Raw genomic sequence first — 15,906 nt, forward strand, 5'->3', positions numbered from 1 at the left:
GGAAGGTGAAGCGATGAAACAGTCTATAGGGGAACGACTTTTTGATGTATTTAATACACTGCTGCTCTTGGTGATCATGGTTTTATGCTTGTACCCGATGCTGTACGTGTTCAATTCTTCAATCAGCGACCCGGACCAGATGTTGCGTTCCCGTTCACTGATGCTCATTCCTGAAGGTTTTCAGCTGGGAGCGTACAAGTCGGTATTTCAGGATACTCGCATCTATACGGGATATATGAACACCTTGTTCTATGTTGTGGTGGGTACAGCCATCAATCTGCTCATGACTTCACTGGCTGCATATGGGCTGTCACGTGGTGATCTGATGGGCAGAAAAACGCTGATGAAGTTAATTACGTTCACGATGTTTTTCGGCGGGGGCATGATTCCAACTTTTCTGCTGATTCAGAATCTGGGCATGGTGGATACCCGTTTTGCGCTTATTATTCCGGGTGCCATCAGTACGTTCTATTTCCTCATTATGAAAACAAACTTTGAAGGCATCCCGATCAGTCTGATCGAATCGGCGAAGCTTGATGGCGCCAATGACTTTCTGATTTTGTTCCGAATTGTACTGCCTTTGTCAAAGCCAATCCTGGCGGTCATGATGCTGTATTATGCGGTTGACCATTGGAATGATTATGTCGGACCGATGCTCTACCTGCGTAGTCAGGAGTTATATCCGATCCAGATTATTATGCGTGATATTCTGATCAGCAGCAGTACGGAGGCCATGGGCGCTGGCGCCGATACTGGCTTTGCGATTGGAGAGAACATCAAATATGCGACCATTATTATCTCCACGCTGCCGATTATGCTGGTATATCCGTTCATCCAACGTTATTTTGTTCAGGGCGCTCTAATCGGTGCTGTGAAACAATAAAAAATGTATCCTATGGAGGCGAATTATGTGAAAAAAAGAATGGGGTCCATCCTGTTGTCATCGCTACTTACCATGTCCTTACTGGCGGGCTGTACGGGTGATAATGAACCAGGTAACGCAGAGCCAGCAGAAGGAACAGAACCTGCGGTTCAGGCGTTGACCGAGATTCCGCTACCGATTACAAGTGAGCCATTTACCATTGACTACTGGCGCGCCAATGATGCCAAATTGACAGCTTCCTTGAACAATTTTGGCGATATGGCGGCTTATAAGGAAAAGGAGAAGCTGACAGGCATCAAAGTGAAATTCACACATCCTCCGCTTGGACAACAGCGTGACCAGTTCAATCTGTTGATCTCCACAAAGGAGCTGCCGGACGTCATTTATTATAACTGGGCGGATGCCGTTGGCGGACCGGAAAAAATGATCAAAGACGGTCGCATCATCCGGTTGAATGAACTGATCGACAGTTATGCACCAAACTTAAAGCGGATTATTGAATCCGATCCGGATGTGAAAAAGCAGATTGCACTCGATGATGGAACGATCTATATGTTCCCACTGCTGAAGCTGGATGCATTGAAGCTGAATGCCACTTCCGGTTTAATTATGCGCCAGGATTGGCTTGATGCATTGAACCTTAAGGTACCTACCAACATCGATGAGTGGTATACGGTGCTTAAGGCATTCAAGGAACAGGACCCCAACGGCAACGGCAAGCCTGATGAGCTACCATTCACCGGAAACTGGGGACCGGGTAATCTGACCAAGCTCCATGATTTTGCCGCGGCCTTTGGCGTAATTGGCGGCTTCCAGATGAACGGAGACAAGGTGGAATTCGGACCGATTCAGCCGGGCTACCGTGATTTCTTGGAGACCATGGCCAAGTGGTACAAAGAAGGGCTGATTGATCCCGAGATCATGACCAATGACGGTAAAGCGTTCGACTACAAGGTCACCAGCAATCTGGCAGGCGCATATCAGGGCGGTGTGTTCAGCGGCATGGGGAAATATTTCAATCTGATGAGAGATACGGATCCGAACTTTAACGTGACTGGTGTACCATGGCCTTTATCTCCGGATGGAACTTCGTATGCGACATTTAATCTGGACGCTAAAGTGTTGTCTTATGGTGAGGCTATTACGGCTTCCGCAGACGAAGACAAATTGAAATACATTGTACAGTGGATGGACTACAACTATAGCGAAGAGGGTAGTGATCTGTTCAACTTTGGTATCGAAAATGACAGCTATGTTCGTGACGGGGAAGGTGTCAAATTCACAGATACCATCATTAATAATCCGAACGGTCTGACGTATGATCAGGCACTGGCTTCCTATGCCTTATCCATTATGGACGGTCCGATCAATCAGGATAGCCGTTATCTGGATGCATTATTATTTGACGACGGACAGCGCGCGGCGAATGCGGAATGGATGAAAGCAAGCTCTGCTTTAACGCTTCCCCCAATTCGTTTGTCAACAGATGAGGTGACCACAAGTACATCCATCATGAGTCAGGTGAATACGTATTTGAATGAGACGATGACTGCCATTATTAGCGGACAGAAGCCGATCACTGAATTCGACAAGATGGCCGAAACAATTAAGAGCATGGACATTGACCGGGCGATTGAGGTTCATCAGGCTGCGTATGATCGATATCAGTCCAAATAATACGTGAGATATCGAGCGCTAAAACTTTGGGAAAACCTTCCTGTATGTGATATACCTAGTAGTATCACGTGGTTCAAAGGAGCGCTTTGGTCATGACAGCCTACCGCAAACTGAGCATCAAAATGAAAATGTTTCTGATGATTATGTTCATGATGGCGTTTATCATCATCCTGGCGTTTGGGTCCTTGTATTACACGTACTCCGTTTATGACAAACAGCTGTTTGATAAGTCATCTCGACTTCTGAACCTTTCTTCGTCTACAGTGGATGTTGAACTTCAGAAGTTGGAAGCGTTATCATTGAACATGATCTCCGATACTCAGATTCAAAGAGCCTTGAAGTCGTTGCTGGATGACGATAGCGCATATTCAAGCTTTATTGAACGAAAGAAGATCACGGATCGGCTATGGGAGCATATTAGTGGGGCTGCACGTTATGTGCAGTCCGTTCATCTGATTGATTCCAGGGGAAGAGTGAATAAATATGGCGAGACACTAACCGTATCTCAGGAAAAGTATGATCGGATGATTGCGGCTGCGGAGCAGGCCAATGGTGCAGTACGCTGGTTATACCCGGATGACGATGACCCGATGCTGGTTATGGTCCGTCAGGTGCGAGCCTACGAACCGATGACCCTGGAACCGGTAGGCATACTGTTTCTGCGTATTAATATCGAGCGACTCGTTGAGGAGTATGCGGGCATTGATAGTCAGGACAGTGACATTATTTTAAAAGCAGGCAGTGAGGTGGTCTATCCTTATCGCCAGCTTCCAGAAGCGGTGTCCACGGGGCTGAATCCACTCCCAGGCAGTGGGGGATATGAGATCAAAAATCTGGACGGGAGGGAGATATTCCTTTCCCAGAAGAAATCCGCCTACACCGACTGGGTGTATTATAATATGGCCTCTTATGATGAAATTTTTGAACGTATTATATGGTTGAAAAATGTACTGATCCTCGTTTATCTTATCGCCATTCTGGTTGTTCTCGCGCTTGGTATGGTGTTCGCACGAAGTCTGACAAGGCCGATCAGGCAGCTCATCAGTCAGATGAAGGAGGTTCAGTATGGGGATCTGGAGAATATAGACGCCAATCTGTCCATTCCAACGCACCAGCACATGGATGAACTGGGGTTACTACAGCGTACGTATCGACTGATGATTACACATATTAATACATTGATCAAAGAAAATTATGCAAGCCAGTTGGTCATTAAAGAAACGGAGTTCAAGGCGCTACAGGCGCAGATCAATCCCCACTTTCTGTATAATGCGCTGGATTCGATCCATTGGCTCGCCAAAAAGAACAGGCAGGAGCAAATCTCCAGTATGGTGTTATCACTAGGATATTTGCTGCGTTCCTCCATCAGCTTCAAGCAAAATATCATTACCATTGCTGAAGAACTGGAGATCGTCAATCATTACATCACCATTCAGACCTACCGTTTCCGGCAACGACTGGATTTCCGTATGGATGTGCCTGCTTCTTATCTGGGGTGTGCCATTCCCAAGTTGACCCTACAGCCCCTGTTGGAGAATGCCATCCAATACGGTTTGGAACCACAGGTTGGATCATGTCTGATTCGAGTGTATGCCGAGATATCAGGTGGCAAGCTGGCTCTTATCGTGGAGGATCACGGTCCCGGCATGGAACCCGAATATGTGGAACAGGTGCTGCGCGGTGAAGTGAAAACCAGAGGCACAGGTATTGGTCTACTGAATATCAGGGAGCGGGTACGTCTGGCTTTTGGCGAAGAATATGATGTTCTGCTGGAGAGCAAGCCGGGGCTTGGAACGAGAGTAACGGTGCTGCTGCCACCCCCATCACCAAGTAAGGAGGAGAAGTTATGGGAAGATGGATGCGAATGATAGGCATGCTCTGCCTTATGCTGACTCTTCCTGGCTGCGTGAACCAGTTGGATCAAAGGCCAGGCATGATTGTGGAAGAAGAGCCGATAACGCTGCGAATCGCTTGGTGGGGTGGGGAGTTCCGCAACAATGCAACGATAGCCGTTATCGACCTGTATGAGAAGTTGAATCCACATGTGAACATCGAATACGAATATAGCAGTTTCAACGAATACTGGAGAAAACTTGCCCCACATGCAGCAGGCAATGCGTTGCCCGACATTATCCAGATGGACATCTCCTATCTGTCCCAGTACAGTTCGCTGCAACTGTTGGAAGACATGACGCCGTACATGCAGAGCGGACTGATTGACACGACAGATATTGAGAAGGAACAGCTGGAGATTGGTAGCCTGAATGGAAAAACCTATGGTCTCAGTTTGGGGGTTAATGCCATGCTCAGCATCTATGATCCGGAAGTGTTAATGGCCCATGATATTGAATTGCCAACGGATACGTGGACATGGGCGGATTTTGACCGGATGGGCGAGCAATTGCTCGGGAAAGGCATCTATCTGGGAACCTATTTCACGCCGGAACAGTTTTTCGCGTATTACTTGAGACAGTATGGTTCCAAGCTGTACGCCGAGGATGGCAAGAGGTTGGGGTATGAGGATGATGGCTTGTTTATTGAGTACTTTGGCAGGATGCAGCAGCTCGCGGAGAAGAAACTTATTTTTGCACCGGATATCTGGACATCAGATATTGGCCAGCCTGATAACGACCCGTTTTATCTGGGAGAGGCTTTGTTTAGCTGGGGGTATTCCAACCAATTTATCAGCACCGCTCAGCGTTATGGCAAACCCTTAACCATCTCCCCAATGCCTGGGCCAAACAGCCAGGATGGATTGTTCTTGAAGCCAGGTATGTTTTTCTCCATGGCGGGTAATTCCAGACATAAGGAGGAAGCGGCCAAGTTCATCAGCTTTTTTGTGAATGATTTGGATGCCAATCTGCTGCTCAAAGGGGAGCGGGGTGTGCCCGTCTCATCCAGTGTCAAAGAGCGGATGAAGCTGGTGGTTGAACCAGAGCTGGCGCAGGTGTTTGATTATATTGATTGGGTTGCCGATAACAGTACTCAGATGGACCCGCCTGATCCCATAGGTGCACCCGAGGTCACTGCGGTGTTACGTGAGCTGTATGATCTGCTGCTGTTTGGCAAAATTACGCCTGAGCAGGCGGCGGTGGAATTTCGTGAGCGAGCGAATGCCATTCTGGGTGGGAAGTGATATAAATTGAACTAATAGTTATTTACACTTGCTACTCCGATGACAGGACAACCTTCTGATCGCTGTTATCCCCAGATTTTTTGGATTCCCTTTTTCAAAGGGTAAAATCCGGTGATAGCGTATGCTTCCGATGAGCTTTCTTGCAGAAAGCTTTTAGGCGAACGCTCCCGCTTCTTCAGGTTATTTCTGTTCTCTTCGTTTTGTGTAAATATGTCATTCAATTTATATAACGAATAGTAAATACAAGAACAACCTTCCCTATAGTACAGAGGGAAGGTTGTTTTGCTGTTGTAGTGACTTATTTGTACAACACCTATATTGAACTTATGGCGTTTAAGCCCTACCTTTAACCAAACTGGGCTTGATGCAGTCGACTGTACGAGCCTTTACGCGCGAGAAGTTCTTCATGACTTCCTTGTTCAGCGACGGTGCCGTTCTCCACGACTACGATGCGATCCGCGTGTCTTATGGTCGCCAGTCGATGGGCAATCACCAATGTTGTACGTCCCTGCGCCAGCTCGGACAAGGCCAGTTGAATGGCTGCTTCTGTTTCGGTATCGAGTGCGGAAGTAGCTTCATCCAGAATGAGAATTGGCGGGTTTTTCAGGATCATTCTTGCGATGGATAGACGTTGCTTCTGTCCACCCGACAATTTCACACCACGTTCACCGATCATGGTGTCCAGTCCATCTGGCTGGGATTGTACCAGCTCTTCCAATTGGGCCCGGCGAATGGCTTGCCAGATTTCCTCATCGGAAGCATTCAGTTTGCCGTATGCAATATTTTCTCGAATCGTTCCATCAAACAGGAAAATATCCTGCTGCACAATCCCGATATGGGAGCGCAGTGATTCCAGTGTCATGTCCTTCACGGGAATGCCATCAATGGAGATATGTCCTGCATCCACATCGTAGAAACGTGGGATCAGACTGCATAACGTCGTTTTACCTCCGCCCGAAGGTCCAACCAGAGCAACCGTCTGGCCTGCCTGGATATCCAGATTGACCTGAGACAGCGTAGGTTTGTGTTCTCCATAAGAAAAGGTAACGTTATGGAAAGCAATATCGCCCTTCACATCCGGAATCGGCTTCGCCTGTGGTGTATCTTCTACATCAGGTACAGCTTCAAGAAGCTCCAGGTAACGTCTGAATCCGGCGATGCCTTTAGGGTACGTCTCGATGACGGAGTTAATCTTCTCGATTGGTCCGAGGAATACATTGGACAGCATTACAAAAGCGATGAACTCTCCGTATGTCATACTTCCTTGAATGACAAACCATGTTCCACACACCAGCACAAACAGCGATACAAATTTCATCAGGATAAAACTGAGTGAAGAGTTCCAGGCCATAATACGGTAGGTGATTAGTTTCGTAAGCCGGAAACGTTCGTTGTTCTCAACGAAACGTCCTACTTCATGCTTTTCATTGGCAAAAGCTTGTACCACACGGATGCCGCTCACATTGTTCTCAACCCGTGCGTTATAATCGGCGATATCCGCAAACATGCGCTTGAACGCCTTGGACATTTTGCGACTGAAATACAGCGACAGGTAGATCATCAGCGGCACAATGATGAACGTCATCACAGCGAGCTGCCAGTTGATCCCCAGCATAATCCCGAAAGCTCCAGCGAGTGTCATGAGGGCAATGAATAGATCCTCGGGTCCATGATGCGCGATCTCACCAATATCCATCAGATCGTTGGTCATGCGGGAGACCAGATGCCCGGTCTTATTGTTATCGAAGAAGCGGAAGGACTGTTTCTGTACACGCTGGAACAGTTCACGCCGCATATCGGATTCGATGTTAATACCAAGCTTGTGGCCCCAATAGGTCACTGCATAATGGAAAAAGGAACTGAGCAGGTAGATGCCGAGCAACCCAACACACGCCGCTAAGATCATGGACCAATTGCCAGCCGGAAGCAGTTGATCGACCACCCGGTTAACGGCGAGTGGAAAGGCCAGCTCCAGCAGAGCGGCAGCGATGGCACAGGAGAAGTCCAAGATAAAGAGTCTTTTGTAAGGACGATAATAAGACATAAAACGGCGAAGCATATGTAAGTCCTCCTCGATATGACACAAATGCCCGAGCAGGCTCATCAGGGCGTGTCTCAAAACTCGCTGAAGTGCATCTTTTACCGCCTTTTCGCCCCCTGCTGCGTCACTTTCCCTTGACGTGCCCCGGCACGCCTGCGGAAAACTTTCTTGCTTGGAACGAAAATTCGGCAAAATCTGCTTCCTTCGGAGTTTTCAGACGCGCCCTAGCCTGTCCGGACACCTGTATTTATGCTTAAGTTATTTGCGGTTTTGCTCGGCACGTTCTACGATCATATCGGCAAATTCTTCAGCCTGACCTTGAATCGCAATCGGGTCGAAGTACCAGTAACGGTCTTCCAACAATTCGTACACCTGATTGTTTTTCACAGCCGGCAGGGATTGCCAGATGGAATCACCTTGGTAATTTTTAGTGTTCTCTCCAACGGTCAAGAAGATATGATCCCCTGCATAATCACCAACGACTTCACGCGAAATCTCTTTCCATTGGGTATCACCCATCAGTTCTTTTTTGGTGATTTCGAGTGGGGCAAGTTGTAAAGCACTGTAAACTGCTTGTCCTCCTCGACCAAAATTGTCTCCATATCCATAATAACTTTTGTCGGATACCTCAAGGATGGAGAAGGTTTCCTCCGGTTTGATGACTGTTTTCACCTTGGCACGAGCGGCTTCAATCCGTTCATCGTACGTTTTCAGCCATGCTTCGGCTTCTTCGGATTTGTTCATCAGCTCCCCGAATCCCCGGATTTCATCATATACATTGGTGAATGTACCATAAGGAATCACTACGGTAGGTGCGATTTTTTGATAACTCTCAATTTCGCTGGCCTGATCGGAGTAGGTAATGATCAGATCCGGGTTCATGGCAATGACTTTCTCCATGGATACCGCCGCCCGATCACCGATACTTTCGATGCCCTCCACCTGATCGGCATAGAACGGGTTTTCCAAATAATATTGAACAGCACCAACGGGTTTCACACCCAGTGCGAGCAGATCACTTACGTACATATCGGTAACGATTCGTTTCGGTTCAGCCGGAATCTCAACATCTCCGCTTAATGACTTGTAGATCCGTGTAGCATTTGAATTGTCTGAACCGGACGACGTGTCTGTGTTCGTCTCGGAAGAGGCTGTTGTCGTTTCGGTTCCCGCTGCCGATGTCTGTTCAGTGGCAGTCGAGCCTGTTCCGCTGCTACATGCAGCCAGAATCATAATAATGGCGAGCATAAGTAGCAAGCCGGAAAAGCGTTTTTTTGCAGCAAACATATTCTTGTTCCCCCTGTGTATAATCAATAATGATTATTATTCTCATTAATAACATAGAGGAAGATGTGATATTTGTACATGGACAACTATGATCACTACTGCATGGACAATTATGATGTGAGGTGACGCATGATATGCTGCAACTGCTCCATAACGGACAAGGGATCAAATCCATAGAACATGTCGGCATCAATCTCGTATACACGTCCTTCACGAACGGCGGATAGGGTGTCCCAGGATTCCTGATTCAGCAGGTTATCCAGCATTTCTCGTTCGGCAGGTTCCTCAGGGAAGGCGACAAACATGTGATCTGCGGCATACAAGTGAATCTCGGACAACGGAACATGAACGTACCCCGTAAGTAACTGCCCGTCCTGCTCCATACGTGAGGGTGGAGTGAAGCCCAGCGATTGATACAGTACATGAGAAGCTCTGCCCCAGCCATGACCATAGATATAAGCCCCGTCTTCTCCAATCATAAACATGCAAACGGCGGACCCTCGTGTTCCTTCCATCTGTTGGTCTAACGTATGATTGGCTTCTTGCTCCAGTTGATGATATTGATCTAACAACGCTTGTGCATTGGACTCAAGCCCGGTAATTCTGCCCAAAAGAAGAAGCTGCTCCTGCCAATCGATTTCCTCAAAGGGCATCAGAATGGTCGGTGCGATCAGACGTAGTTCATCCGAAGCGGGATGCGGTGCATACCCGATAATGACATCAGGCTGAGCGTTTGCAATCAGATCCGTATGTTTAACCAGCTCGTATTCGGAATGTTGCTCAAATTGCTCATGACCATCATGACCATGTTCCCCCAGTTTTTCTTCCATCCAGCTGGCGACGGCGCCCATGTGGGGAGTGTGGCCCAATGCCAGAAGTGAAGCCGTATAATTGTAAGTCAAAGATACAATCTTTTTGGGCATTTTCCGGTAGTGTGTTGGTGCTGATCCAACCATCTGTTTGAATTTGCGGCTTAGATAAAAGGTGTCCCTGTAGCCTGTCAGTTGTGCAATATCCTGTAGTGTAGGGTTCGCGAACAACAGATGTTCTTGAGCCATTCTGATTCTGAGACGAGTTACATATTCAACAAACGTAAGACCTGTATGTTTCTTGAACTCCCGTGAAAAATGCTCAGGGCTCACATTTGCATCCCTTGCCAATTGTTCGCGGGTTAAGGGATGAGTATACATCTGATGGATATGTCTGAGCACGGCATCAAGCCAGGAGTGATCTTCATGAGCAGAATGAGCCACATGATCCCGCAAAATATCCAGTAACTCATAGAAAAGCATATGTGGCCTGAAGGGGCTGGAATCACGGCCTGCCGTACTGGCTTGAACCAGCTCTACTGCCCTATCGGTGAGAGTACGACTCGCAATGGGAACTGGTATCCCGAACGGCCAGAACAGCTGTTCATTTTCAGTGGAATCAAAAGCAATAGCAATGCCCTGTACTGGCGACAGGGAGCCGCGCTTGTTCTCGTGCTGAAGCAGGGTTCCAGCTTGTCGAACGACTGCACAGCCTGCATTTAATGTCAGTTTACCCTCTGTACTGATCAACCTGGCTTGGCCAGCAGTAATGACGTATAGCACATGAAGATTGCTCCACATCTCATCTATGCGAGAGAATGCCTCGCGGTCGTGAAGCTGCACCAGATGGCATAGCTTGAAGAGGGCAACAGGTACGGACTGAATCTTCTGCAAGGAAATGGGACGGGACAGCGATTTTTTATGGTAAATAGGCTTGGAAATATTCATTAGATAACTGTCTCCTTACATAAGTCAGCAGGGGCATTTTTCGTCTCATGTCCCTGGTGTACTGGCGTAATTCTCGGATCTCGACTATTATGCAGTATATACTATAAACGGAGAGACGTGGATGGACAGATTGGACAATTCAACTTTTTCTGTGAAAAATAGATAAAGTGGTTGAAATCGCTATCAACACCGACTATAATGAAAATGTCGAAACGTTTCAATCTGGCTTCTACTGCCAGTTTCATTGTATTAGGCACGAACTGTTTATAGAGCACCAGATTGAAAGACGTGTCATGACCATCACTAATGGTATGGATTGGAACGGGACGCATTCAACCGTGGCCCCATAAGGATGGAAACGAGGATTTTTTTTGAGAACACCTCGAAACGTTTCGATTGACATCCATCGCTATGATATGTATAAAGATTAATAAATGATAATGAAGGATTTAGTGGTTGTTCTAACCATGTATCGTATAGAATGTAGATAACCTTGAATTTGTTTTAGTTTAGAAGGAGCGAACGTGGAATGGCAACGATTAAGGATGTGGCAAAGCTGGCAGGTGTAGCACTCTCGACTGCTTCCTATGCGCTGAGCGGGGATAGCAAGGTTAGTGCCAAGACCAAGGCTAAAGTGCTTGAGGCAGCACGAGAACTGAATTACCGCAAGAACGGCTTTGCCATGGACCTGAAACGGAGCCGGACAAACACGATCGCTTTGATCCTGACCGATCTGTCGGGCCCGTATTACTCGGAGTTGATCCGTAGTGTACAGGATGTAGCCCTCGCGAACGGGTATGACCTGATTGCGTGCAGCTCCATGGGTGGACGGGACTCAACGGCAGTGCGATTTTTGCGTGAAAAAAGAGTAGATGGAGCCATCATTCTGGCGCATAACATCCATGATGATATTCTGGTGGAATCTGCCGGTCATCGTTTTCCGATCATTGTGATGGATCGTCAGCTGTCGAGTGACCATCTGGTCAACGTGCTGGTGGATGGAGAGCAGGGGGGTTACCTTGCTACCCGCCACCTGATCCAGGCTGGACATCAGAAGATTGCTTATATCAGCGGCCCATCCAACTCATATGACAACGCGCTCCGTTACCAAGGGTATCTGCGAGCGATGCGGGAAGCGGGACTTGAAGAAAAGTCCAAATGGCGTCTGAACGGTAATTTTGTACGTGAGGGCGGATACAGTGCAACCAAGATGATGATCATGCAGGGCGATCTTCCCTCAGCGGTATTTTACGGTAACGATGAGATGGCGATTGGCGGCCTGAAGGCATTGGAAGAGCGTGGTGTATCGGTGCCGGATGATATTTCCGTGATCGGTTTTGACGATATTCAGTTGTCCGAATATGTGCATCCACCACTGACAACGATACGCCAGCCGAAGCATGAAGCCGGGTCCCTCGCCGGACATCTGTTATTCCAGATGCTCAATGGCGAAGAGGTTGACCCTTCATATACGCTAACGATTAGTATGATCGAGCGCAGCTCTGTACGTTCGGTTTAGACTGAGTCTGAACAACAAAGAACTGCCTGCATGCTGAAGTGAAAGTTTAATGATGGGGTTATCGTCCGGACGGGCTGTAAAAGGCCGGTTTGAAGAGGCCCCTATTCTTTTTCAAACTTATCGAAACGTTTCGATTTTAACTAATTCAAGGAGTGAACCTTATGACAACGATGATTAATGAACCGATCCGGTTAAGTGCCGGAGAGTTATCCTTTACCTTTTTGAACAGTGGCGACCTATACCAGGCTACATCCGGTACAACGATGTTGAACCAGTTGCTCAGCAACCAGATTGATGGATCATTGAACAACCTGTACCTGCGTGTACATGAGGGAGAGAATATCAGCTCGTTCCCGTTGCTCGGTGTACATTCGAACAGCAAGGTGATTACAAGCAAGGCACAATCCAGCAACCAGTTGATCTGGGAGGGCACAGTCCAGCTGGAAGGTAGCGAAAAAGGCATTGGCTATCAGGTCGTATTTACGGCTACACCTCAAGGTGTATGGTTCTGGGATGTGAAGCTCACAGGACAACAACATAACGTAGACGTGGTATACGGACAGGATGTTGGGCTTGCAGATCCAGGTGCGGTACGCAGTAATGAAGCTTATCTGTCACAATACATTGACCATACGGTGTTTGAAGATGAAGCGAAAGGTTATGTCGTTTGTTCCCGTCAAAACCAGCCTCAGGGCGGCGCATTTCCATATATGCAACAAGGTTCCCTGACCAAAGCAGTTGGTTACTCCACAGATGGATTCCAATTCTTCGGTCTGTCGTACAAGGAAACGAATCAACCAGAGAGCTTGAATCGCCCAACGCTGGCAAATGAGACGTATCAGTATGAATTTGCTTACACGGCGCTGCAATCTGAACTGCTGAATCTGAACGGAGAAGCTCAGGTGGTCTTCTATGGACTGGCGAAGCCTAATCATGCCGAAGGAATCTCTGCACTGGAGTTCGGAGATGAAGTTACCGCAGCATGGAATGAAGTACAGGCTCTGACTGTGGAAAATGGTGATACGTTGGAACAGGTGAAACTGTCCTCCTTCCTTGGTGAACCACTGGTAACACTCGATCTGACGCAAGATGAGATCCATGATCTGTTCCCTGATCGTCAGCAGGAAGAGCACAGTGGTGAGGAACTGTTGTCCTTCTTCACAGGCAGCTATGAGCATATCGTTCTGAAAGCAAAAGAATTGCTCGTAGAGCGTCCGCACGGTCACATTCTGATGAGTGGTGGCAACGTGCAACTTGGAGCACAGGTTATTACGACAACATCGTATATGTACGGTATTTTCAACTCACAACTCGTTATTGGTAACACCAATTTTAATAAAATGATCAGTAATGCCCGCAATGCATTAAACGTGCCGAAAACGGCGGGACAACGCATCTATGTGGAAATGGACGGACAATATCGTCTGCTGACGATGCCTTCCCTGTTCGAAATTGGCTTCAACTATGTACGTTGGATCTACAAAACGGCATCCGATACGATCATCGTGACGAACTACACAGGGGCACACACCACGGAAGTGAGCATGAACGTACGCTCCACAAGTGGCACGGCATACCGTTACCTGGTAACAAACCAGATTACGATGAATGTGAATGAGTACGAATATCCGCTGCATATGACGCAGGATGGCGATACTTTGATCTTCAAGGCTGATCCACAAGCGATTAGTGCAGGAACGTATCCAGATCTGCAATACCGTATGTCGGTCGATGGCGCAGCTGTGAATGTAGGGGACGAAACGTTGCTGGCAAGTGGTATCCGCAGTGGTTCCGCATCGCTGGTTACGCTTAGTCTGGAAGCAAGTGCTGAATGGACGCTGAAGGTACAAGGGGTATTGGAAGGCCAAGCGGACAGCGATATGGTAGCAGGCTCAAGCCTGGCGTTTGAAGAGGAAGTGCAGGCATACCGCGAGTTCTTCGCAGGTGTGATGAACGGATTCCGTTTGTCCCGTGGCGAAGGTCAGAGTGCAGAGGATCTGTTTAAAGTAAATGCGCTGGCTTGGTGGTACACCCACAATATGCTGGTTCACTACTCCGTGCCTCACGGTTTGGAGCAGTATGGCGGCGCGGCTTGGGGTACACGGGATGTGTGCCAAGGTCCGGTGGAGTACTTTATGGCAACGCAAAAATATGAGCAAGTTCGCGATATCATCAAAATGGTTTATACCCACCAATATGAAGATGATGGCAACTGGCCGCAATGGTTCATGTTTGATAAATACTTTGCGATCCAACAGGAAGAGAGCCATGGCGATATCATCGTATGGCCGTTGAAAGTATTGGCGGACTACCTGACAGCGACTCGCGACTATGCAATCCTGGATGAGAAAGTACCTTATACCGTTAAACATAGCTTCGGGTTCACGGAAGAGACGGCAACGGTACTGGATCACGCCAAAAAAGAGATTGAATATATCCGTTCGCACTTCCTGCACGATACGTTCCTGTCTTCCTACGGAGATGGCGACTGGGATGATACGCTCCAACCAGCCAATGCACAGCTGAAGCAATACATGGTGAGCAGTTGGACGGTGGCATTGACGTATCAGTCCGTGAATGTGCTCTCGCAAGCGCTGAAATTCAAGGATGCGGACTTTGCACAGGAGCTTGACGTGTTGGCTCAAGGCATCCGTGAGGACTTTAACCGTTACATGCTGGGCACAGATGTGATTCCAGGTTTTGTATACATGGAAGAAGCCGACCAAGCGAAGCTGATGCTTCATCCAACGGACACAGAGACAGGCATTCAATATCGCCTGTTGCCAATGACGCGCAGCATGATCGGTGAGTTGCTGAATGCGGAGCAAGCAGAGTCTCACTACGCATTGATCCGTGAACAGTTCCTGTGCCCGGATGGCGTGCGTCTGATGAATCGTCCGGCTCAATATGCTGGCGGAGTAAGCACACACTTCAAACGTGCAGAGCAAGCATCCAACTTCGGACGTGAGATTGGTTTGCAATATGTACACGCCCATATCCGTTACGTGGAAGCGATGGCGAAGCTCGGCAAGACAGATCAGGTGTGGAATGGTCTCGCGATGATCAACCCGGTTGGTATCGGCGAGGTTGTACCTAACGCGGAGATTCGCCAAGCGAACTCATACTTCAGTAGTTCGGACGGCAAGTTTAATACGCGTTACGAGGCTCAGGAGCATTTTGACCAGCTTCGTAAAGGGACTGTACAGGTGAAAGGCGGATGGAGAATCTATTCCAGCGGCCCTGGAATCTACATGAACCAGCTGATCTCCAACGCGCTTGGCATTCGTCAAGAGGGCGGCGATCTGGTCATTGACCCGGTATTGCCAGCTGAGCTGAACGGCATGCAATTCGAATTCGAGTATGCGGGTGAGCCAGTGACGTTCATCTATCACTTGAATGAAGGTGCTGTGAGCCGTGTAGCAGTGAACGGTAAGGACATTCGTACCGAGCGTACAGCGAACCGTTACCGTCAGGGCGGAGTAAGCATCTCGCTTGATGAGTTCAGACAAGCACGCAGTGCAACTGAGCGTACGGTTGTTGATATCTATATGTAATTTCATAGCATGATGTACACCAAGGTCATCCTCCTTTATTCAAGGCGGGATG

Annotated in this window: 10 protein-coding genes; 6 read left to right on the top strand and 4 right to left on the bottom strand. The window is 48.1% G+C overall.

Annotation, left to right across the window (positions count from 1 at the left end):
* The first annotated feature begins 13 nt into the window (after positions 1-13).
* From ACDJ59_RS28365 to ACDJ59_RS28380, 4 genes are all read left to right on the top strand, one after another.
* Entirely contained in the window at positions 14-883 is an 870-nt protein-coding gene (locus tag ACDJ59_RS28365; RefSeq protein WP_036667808.1) for a carbohydrate ABC transporter permease, read from the top strand.
* Between the two features lie 27 nt (positions 884-910).
* A complete protein-coding gene (locus ACDJ59_RS28370) occupies positions 911-2,560 on the top strand; it encodes an ABC transporter substrate-binding protein (protein WP_413406969.1) in 1,650 nt (549 codons plus the stop codon).
* A gap of 92 nt (positions 2,561-2,652) precedes the next feature.
* Complete coding sequence (locus ACDJ59_RS28375) at positions 2,653-4,428, top strand: sensor histidine kinase (RefSeq protein WP_413406970.1); 1,776 nt, start codon at positions 2,653-2,655, stop codon at positions 4,426-4,428.
* Positions 4,407-5,696 carry an ABC transporter substrate-binding protein gene (locus ACDJ59_RS28380; protein WP_413406971.1) on the top strand — a complete coding sequence of 430 codons (1,290 nt, stop codon included), beginning with the start codon at positions 4,407-4,409 and terminating at the stop codon, positions 5,694-5,696. The genes ACDJ59_RS28375 and ACDJ59_RS28380 overlap by 22 nt, the downstream gene beginning before the upstream one ends.
* A 346-nt stretch (positions 5,697-6,042) precedes the next feature.
* Here the strand turns inward: ACDJ59_RS28380 and ACDJ59_RS28385 are convergent, their stop codons facing one another.
* The 4 genes from ACDJ59_RS28385 to ACDJ59_RS28400 form a co-directional block, all read right to left on the bottom strand.
* Entirely contained in the window at positions 6,043-7,755 is a 1,713-nt protein-coding gene (locus ACDJ59_RS28385; RefSeq protein ID WP_169479829.1) for an ABC transporter ATP-binding protein, read from the bottom strand.
* A 240-nt stretch (positions 7,756-7,995) separates the two neighbouring features.
* Positions 7,996-9,024 (bottom strand): iron-hydroxamate ABC transporter substrate-binding protein, encoded by a 1,029-nt coding sequence (locus ACDJ59_RS28390; RefSeq protein WP_413406972.1) that lies wholly within the window; start codon positions 9,022-9,024, stop codon positions 7,996-7,998.
* Positions 9,025-9,134: 110 nt separating this feature from the next.
* On the bottom strand, positions 9,135-10,781 hold the full coding sequence (locus ACDJ59_RS28395; RefSeq protein WP_413406973.1) for an ABC transporter substrate-binding protein: 1,647 nt from the start codon (positions 10,779-10,781) through the stop codon (positions 9,135-9,137).
* Positions 10,782-10,882: 101 nt separating this feature from the next.
* A complete protein-coding gene (locus ACDJ59_RS28400; RefSeq protein ID WP_413406974.1) occupies positions 10,883-11,113 on the bottom strand; it encodes a hypothetical protein in 231 nt (76 codons plus the stop codon).
* A gap of 197 nt (positions 11,114-11,310) precedes the next feature.
* Here ACDJ59_RS28400 and ACDJ59_RS28405 point away from each other — a divergent pair, with 197 nt between their 5' ends.
* Together ACDJ59_RS28405 and ACDJ59_RS28410 are read left to right on the top strand one after the other, a co-directional pair.
* Positions 11,311-12,300: a LacI family DNA-binding transcriptional regulator gene (locus tag ACDJ59_RS28405; protein ID WP_413406975.1), complete on the top strand. Its 990-nt coding sequence runs from the start codon at positions 11,311-11,313 to the stop codon at positions 12,298-12,300.
* Positions 12,301-12,461: 161 nt separating this feature from the next.
* Positions 12,462-15,854, top strand: coding sequence for a GH36-type glycosyl hydrolase domain-containing protein (locus ACDJ59_RS28410; protein WP_413406976.1), 3,393 nt, complete (start codon positions 12,462-12,464; stop codon positions 15,852-15,854).
* Positions 15,855-15,906: the final 52 nt, after the last annotated feature.

It is taken from the genome of Paenibacillus amylolyticus (assembly GCF_047302515.1).
GTDB classification, from domain to species: domain Bacteria; phylum Bacillota; class Bacilli; order Paenibacillales; family Paenibacillaceae; genus Paenibacillus; species Paenibacillus amylolyticus_G.

Excerpts from the sequence above, each read along its gene's own strand:
- ACDJ59_RS28365 (WP_036667808.1), top strand. The coding sequence starts at position 14 with ATGAAACAGTCTATAGGGGAACGACTTTTTGATGTATTTAATACACTG.
- ACDJ59_RS28375 (WP_413406970.1), top strand. The coding sequence starts at position 2,653 with ATGACAGCCTACCGCAAACTGAGCATCAAAATGAAAATGTTTCTGATG.
- ACDJ59_RS28380 (WP_413406971.1), top strand. The coding sequence starts at position 4,407 with ATGGGAAGATGGATGCGAATGATAGGCATGCTCTGCCTTATGCTGACT.
- ACDJ59_RS28385 (WP_169479829.1), bottom strand. The coding sequence starts at position 7,755 with ATGCTTCGCCGTTTTATGTCTTATTATCGTCCTTACAAAAGACTCTTT.
- ACDJ59_RS28390 (WP_413406972.1), bottom strand. The coding sequence starts at position 9,024 with ATGTTTGCTGCAAAAAAACGCTTTTCCGGCTTGCTACTTATGCTCGCC.
- ACDJ59_RS28395 (WP_413406973.1), bottom strand. The coding sequence starts at position 10,781 with ATGAATATTTCCAAGCCTATTTACCATAAAAAATCGCTGTCCCGTCCC.
- ACDJ59_RS28400 (WP_413406974.1), bottom strand. The coding sequence starts at position 11,113 with ATGCGTCCCGTTCCAATCCATACCATTAGTGATGGTCATGACACGTCT.
- ACDJ59_RS28405 (WP_413406975.1), top strand. The coding sequence starts at position 11,311 with ATGGCAACGATTAAGGATGTGGCAAAGCTGGCAGGTGTAGCACTCTCG.
- ACDJ59_RS28410 (WP_413406976.1), top strand. The coding sequence starts at position 12,462 with ATGACAACGATGATTAATGAACCGATCCGGTTAAGTGCCGGAGAGTTA.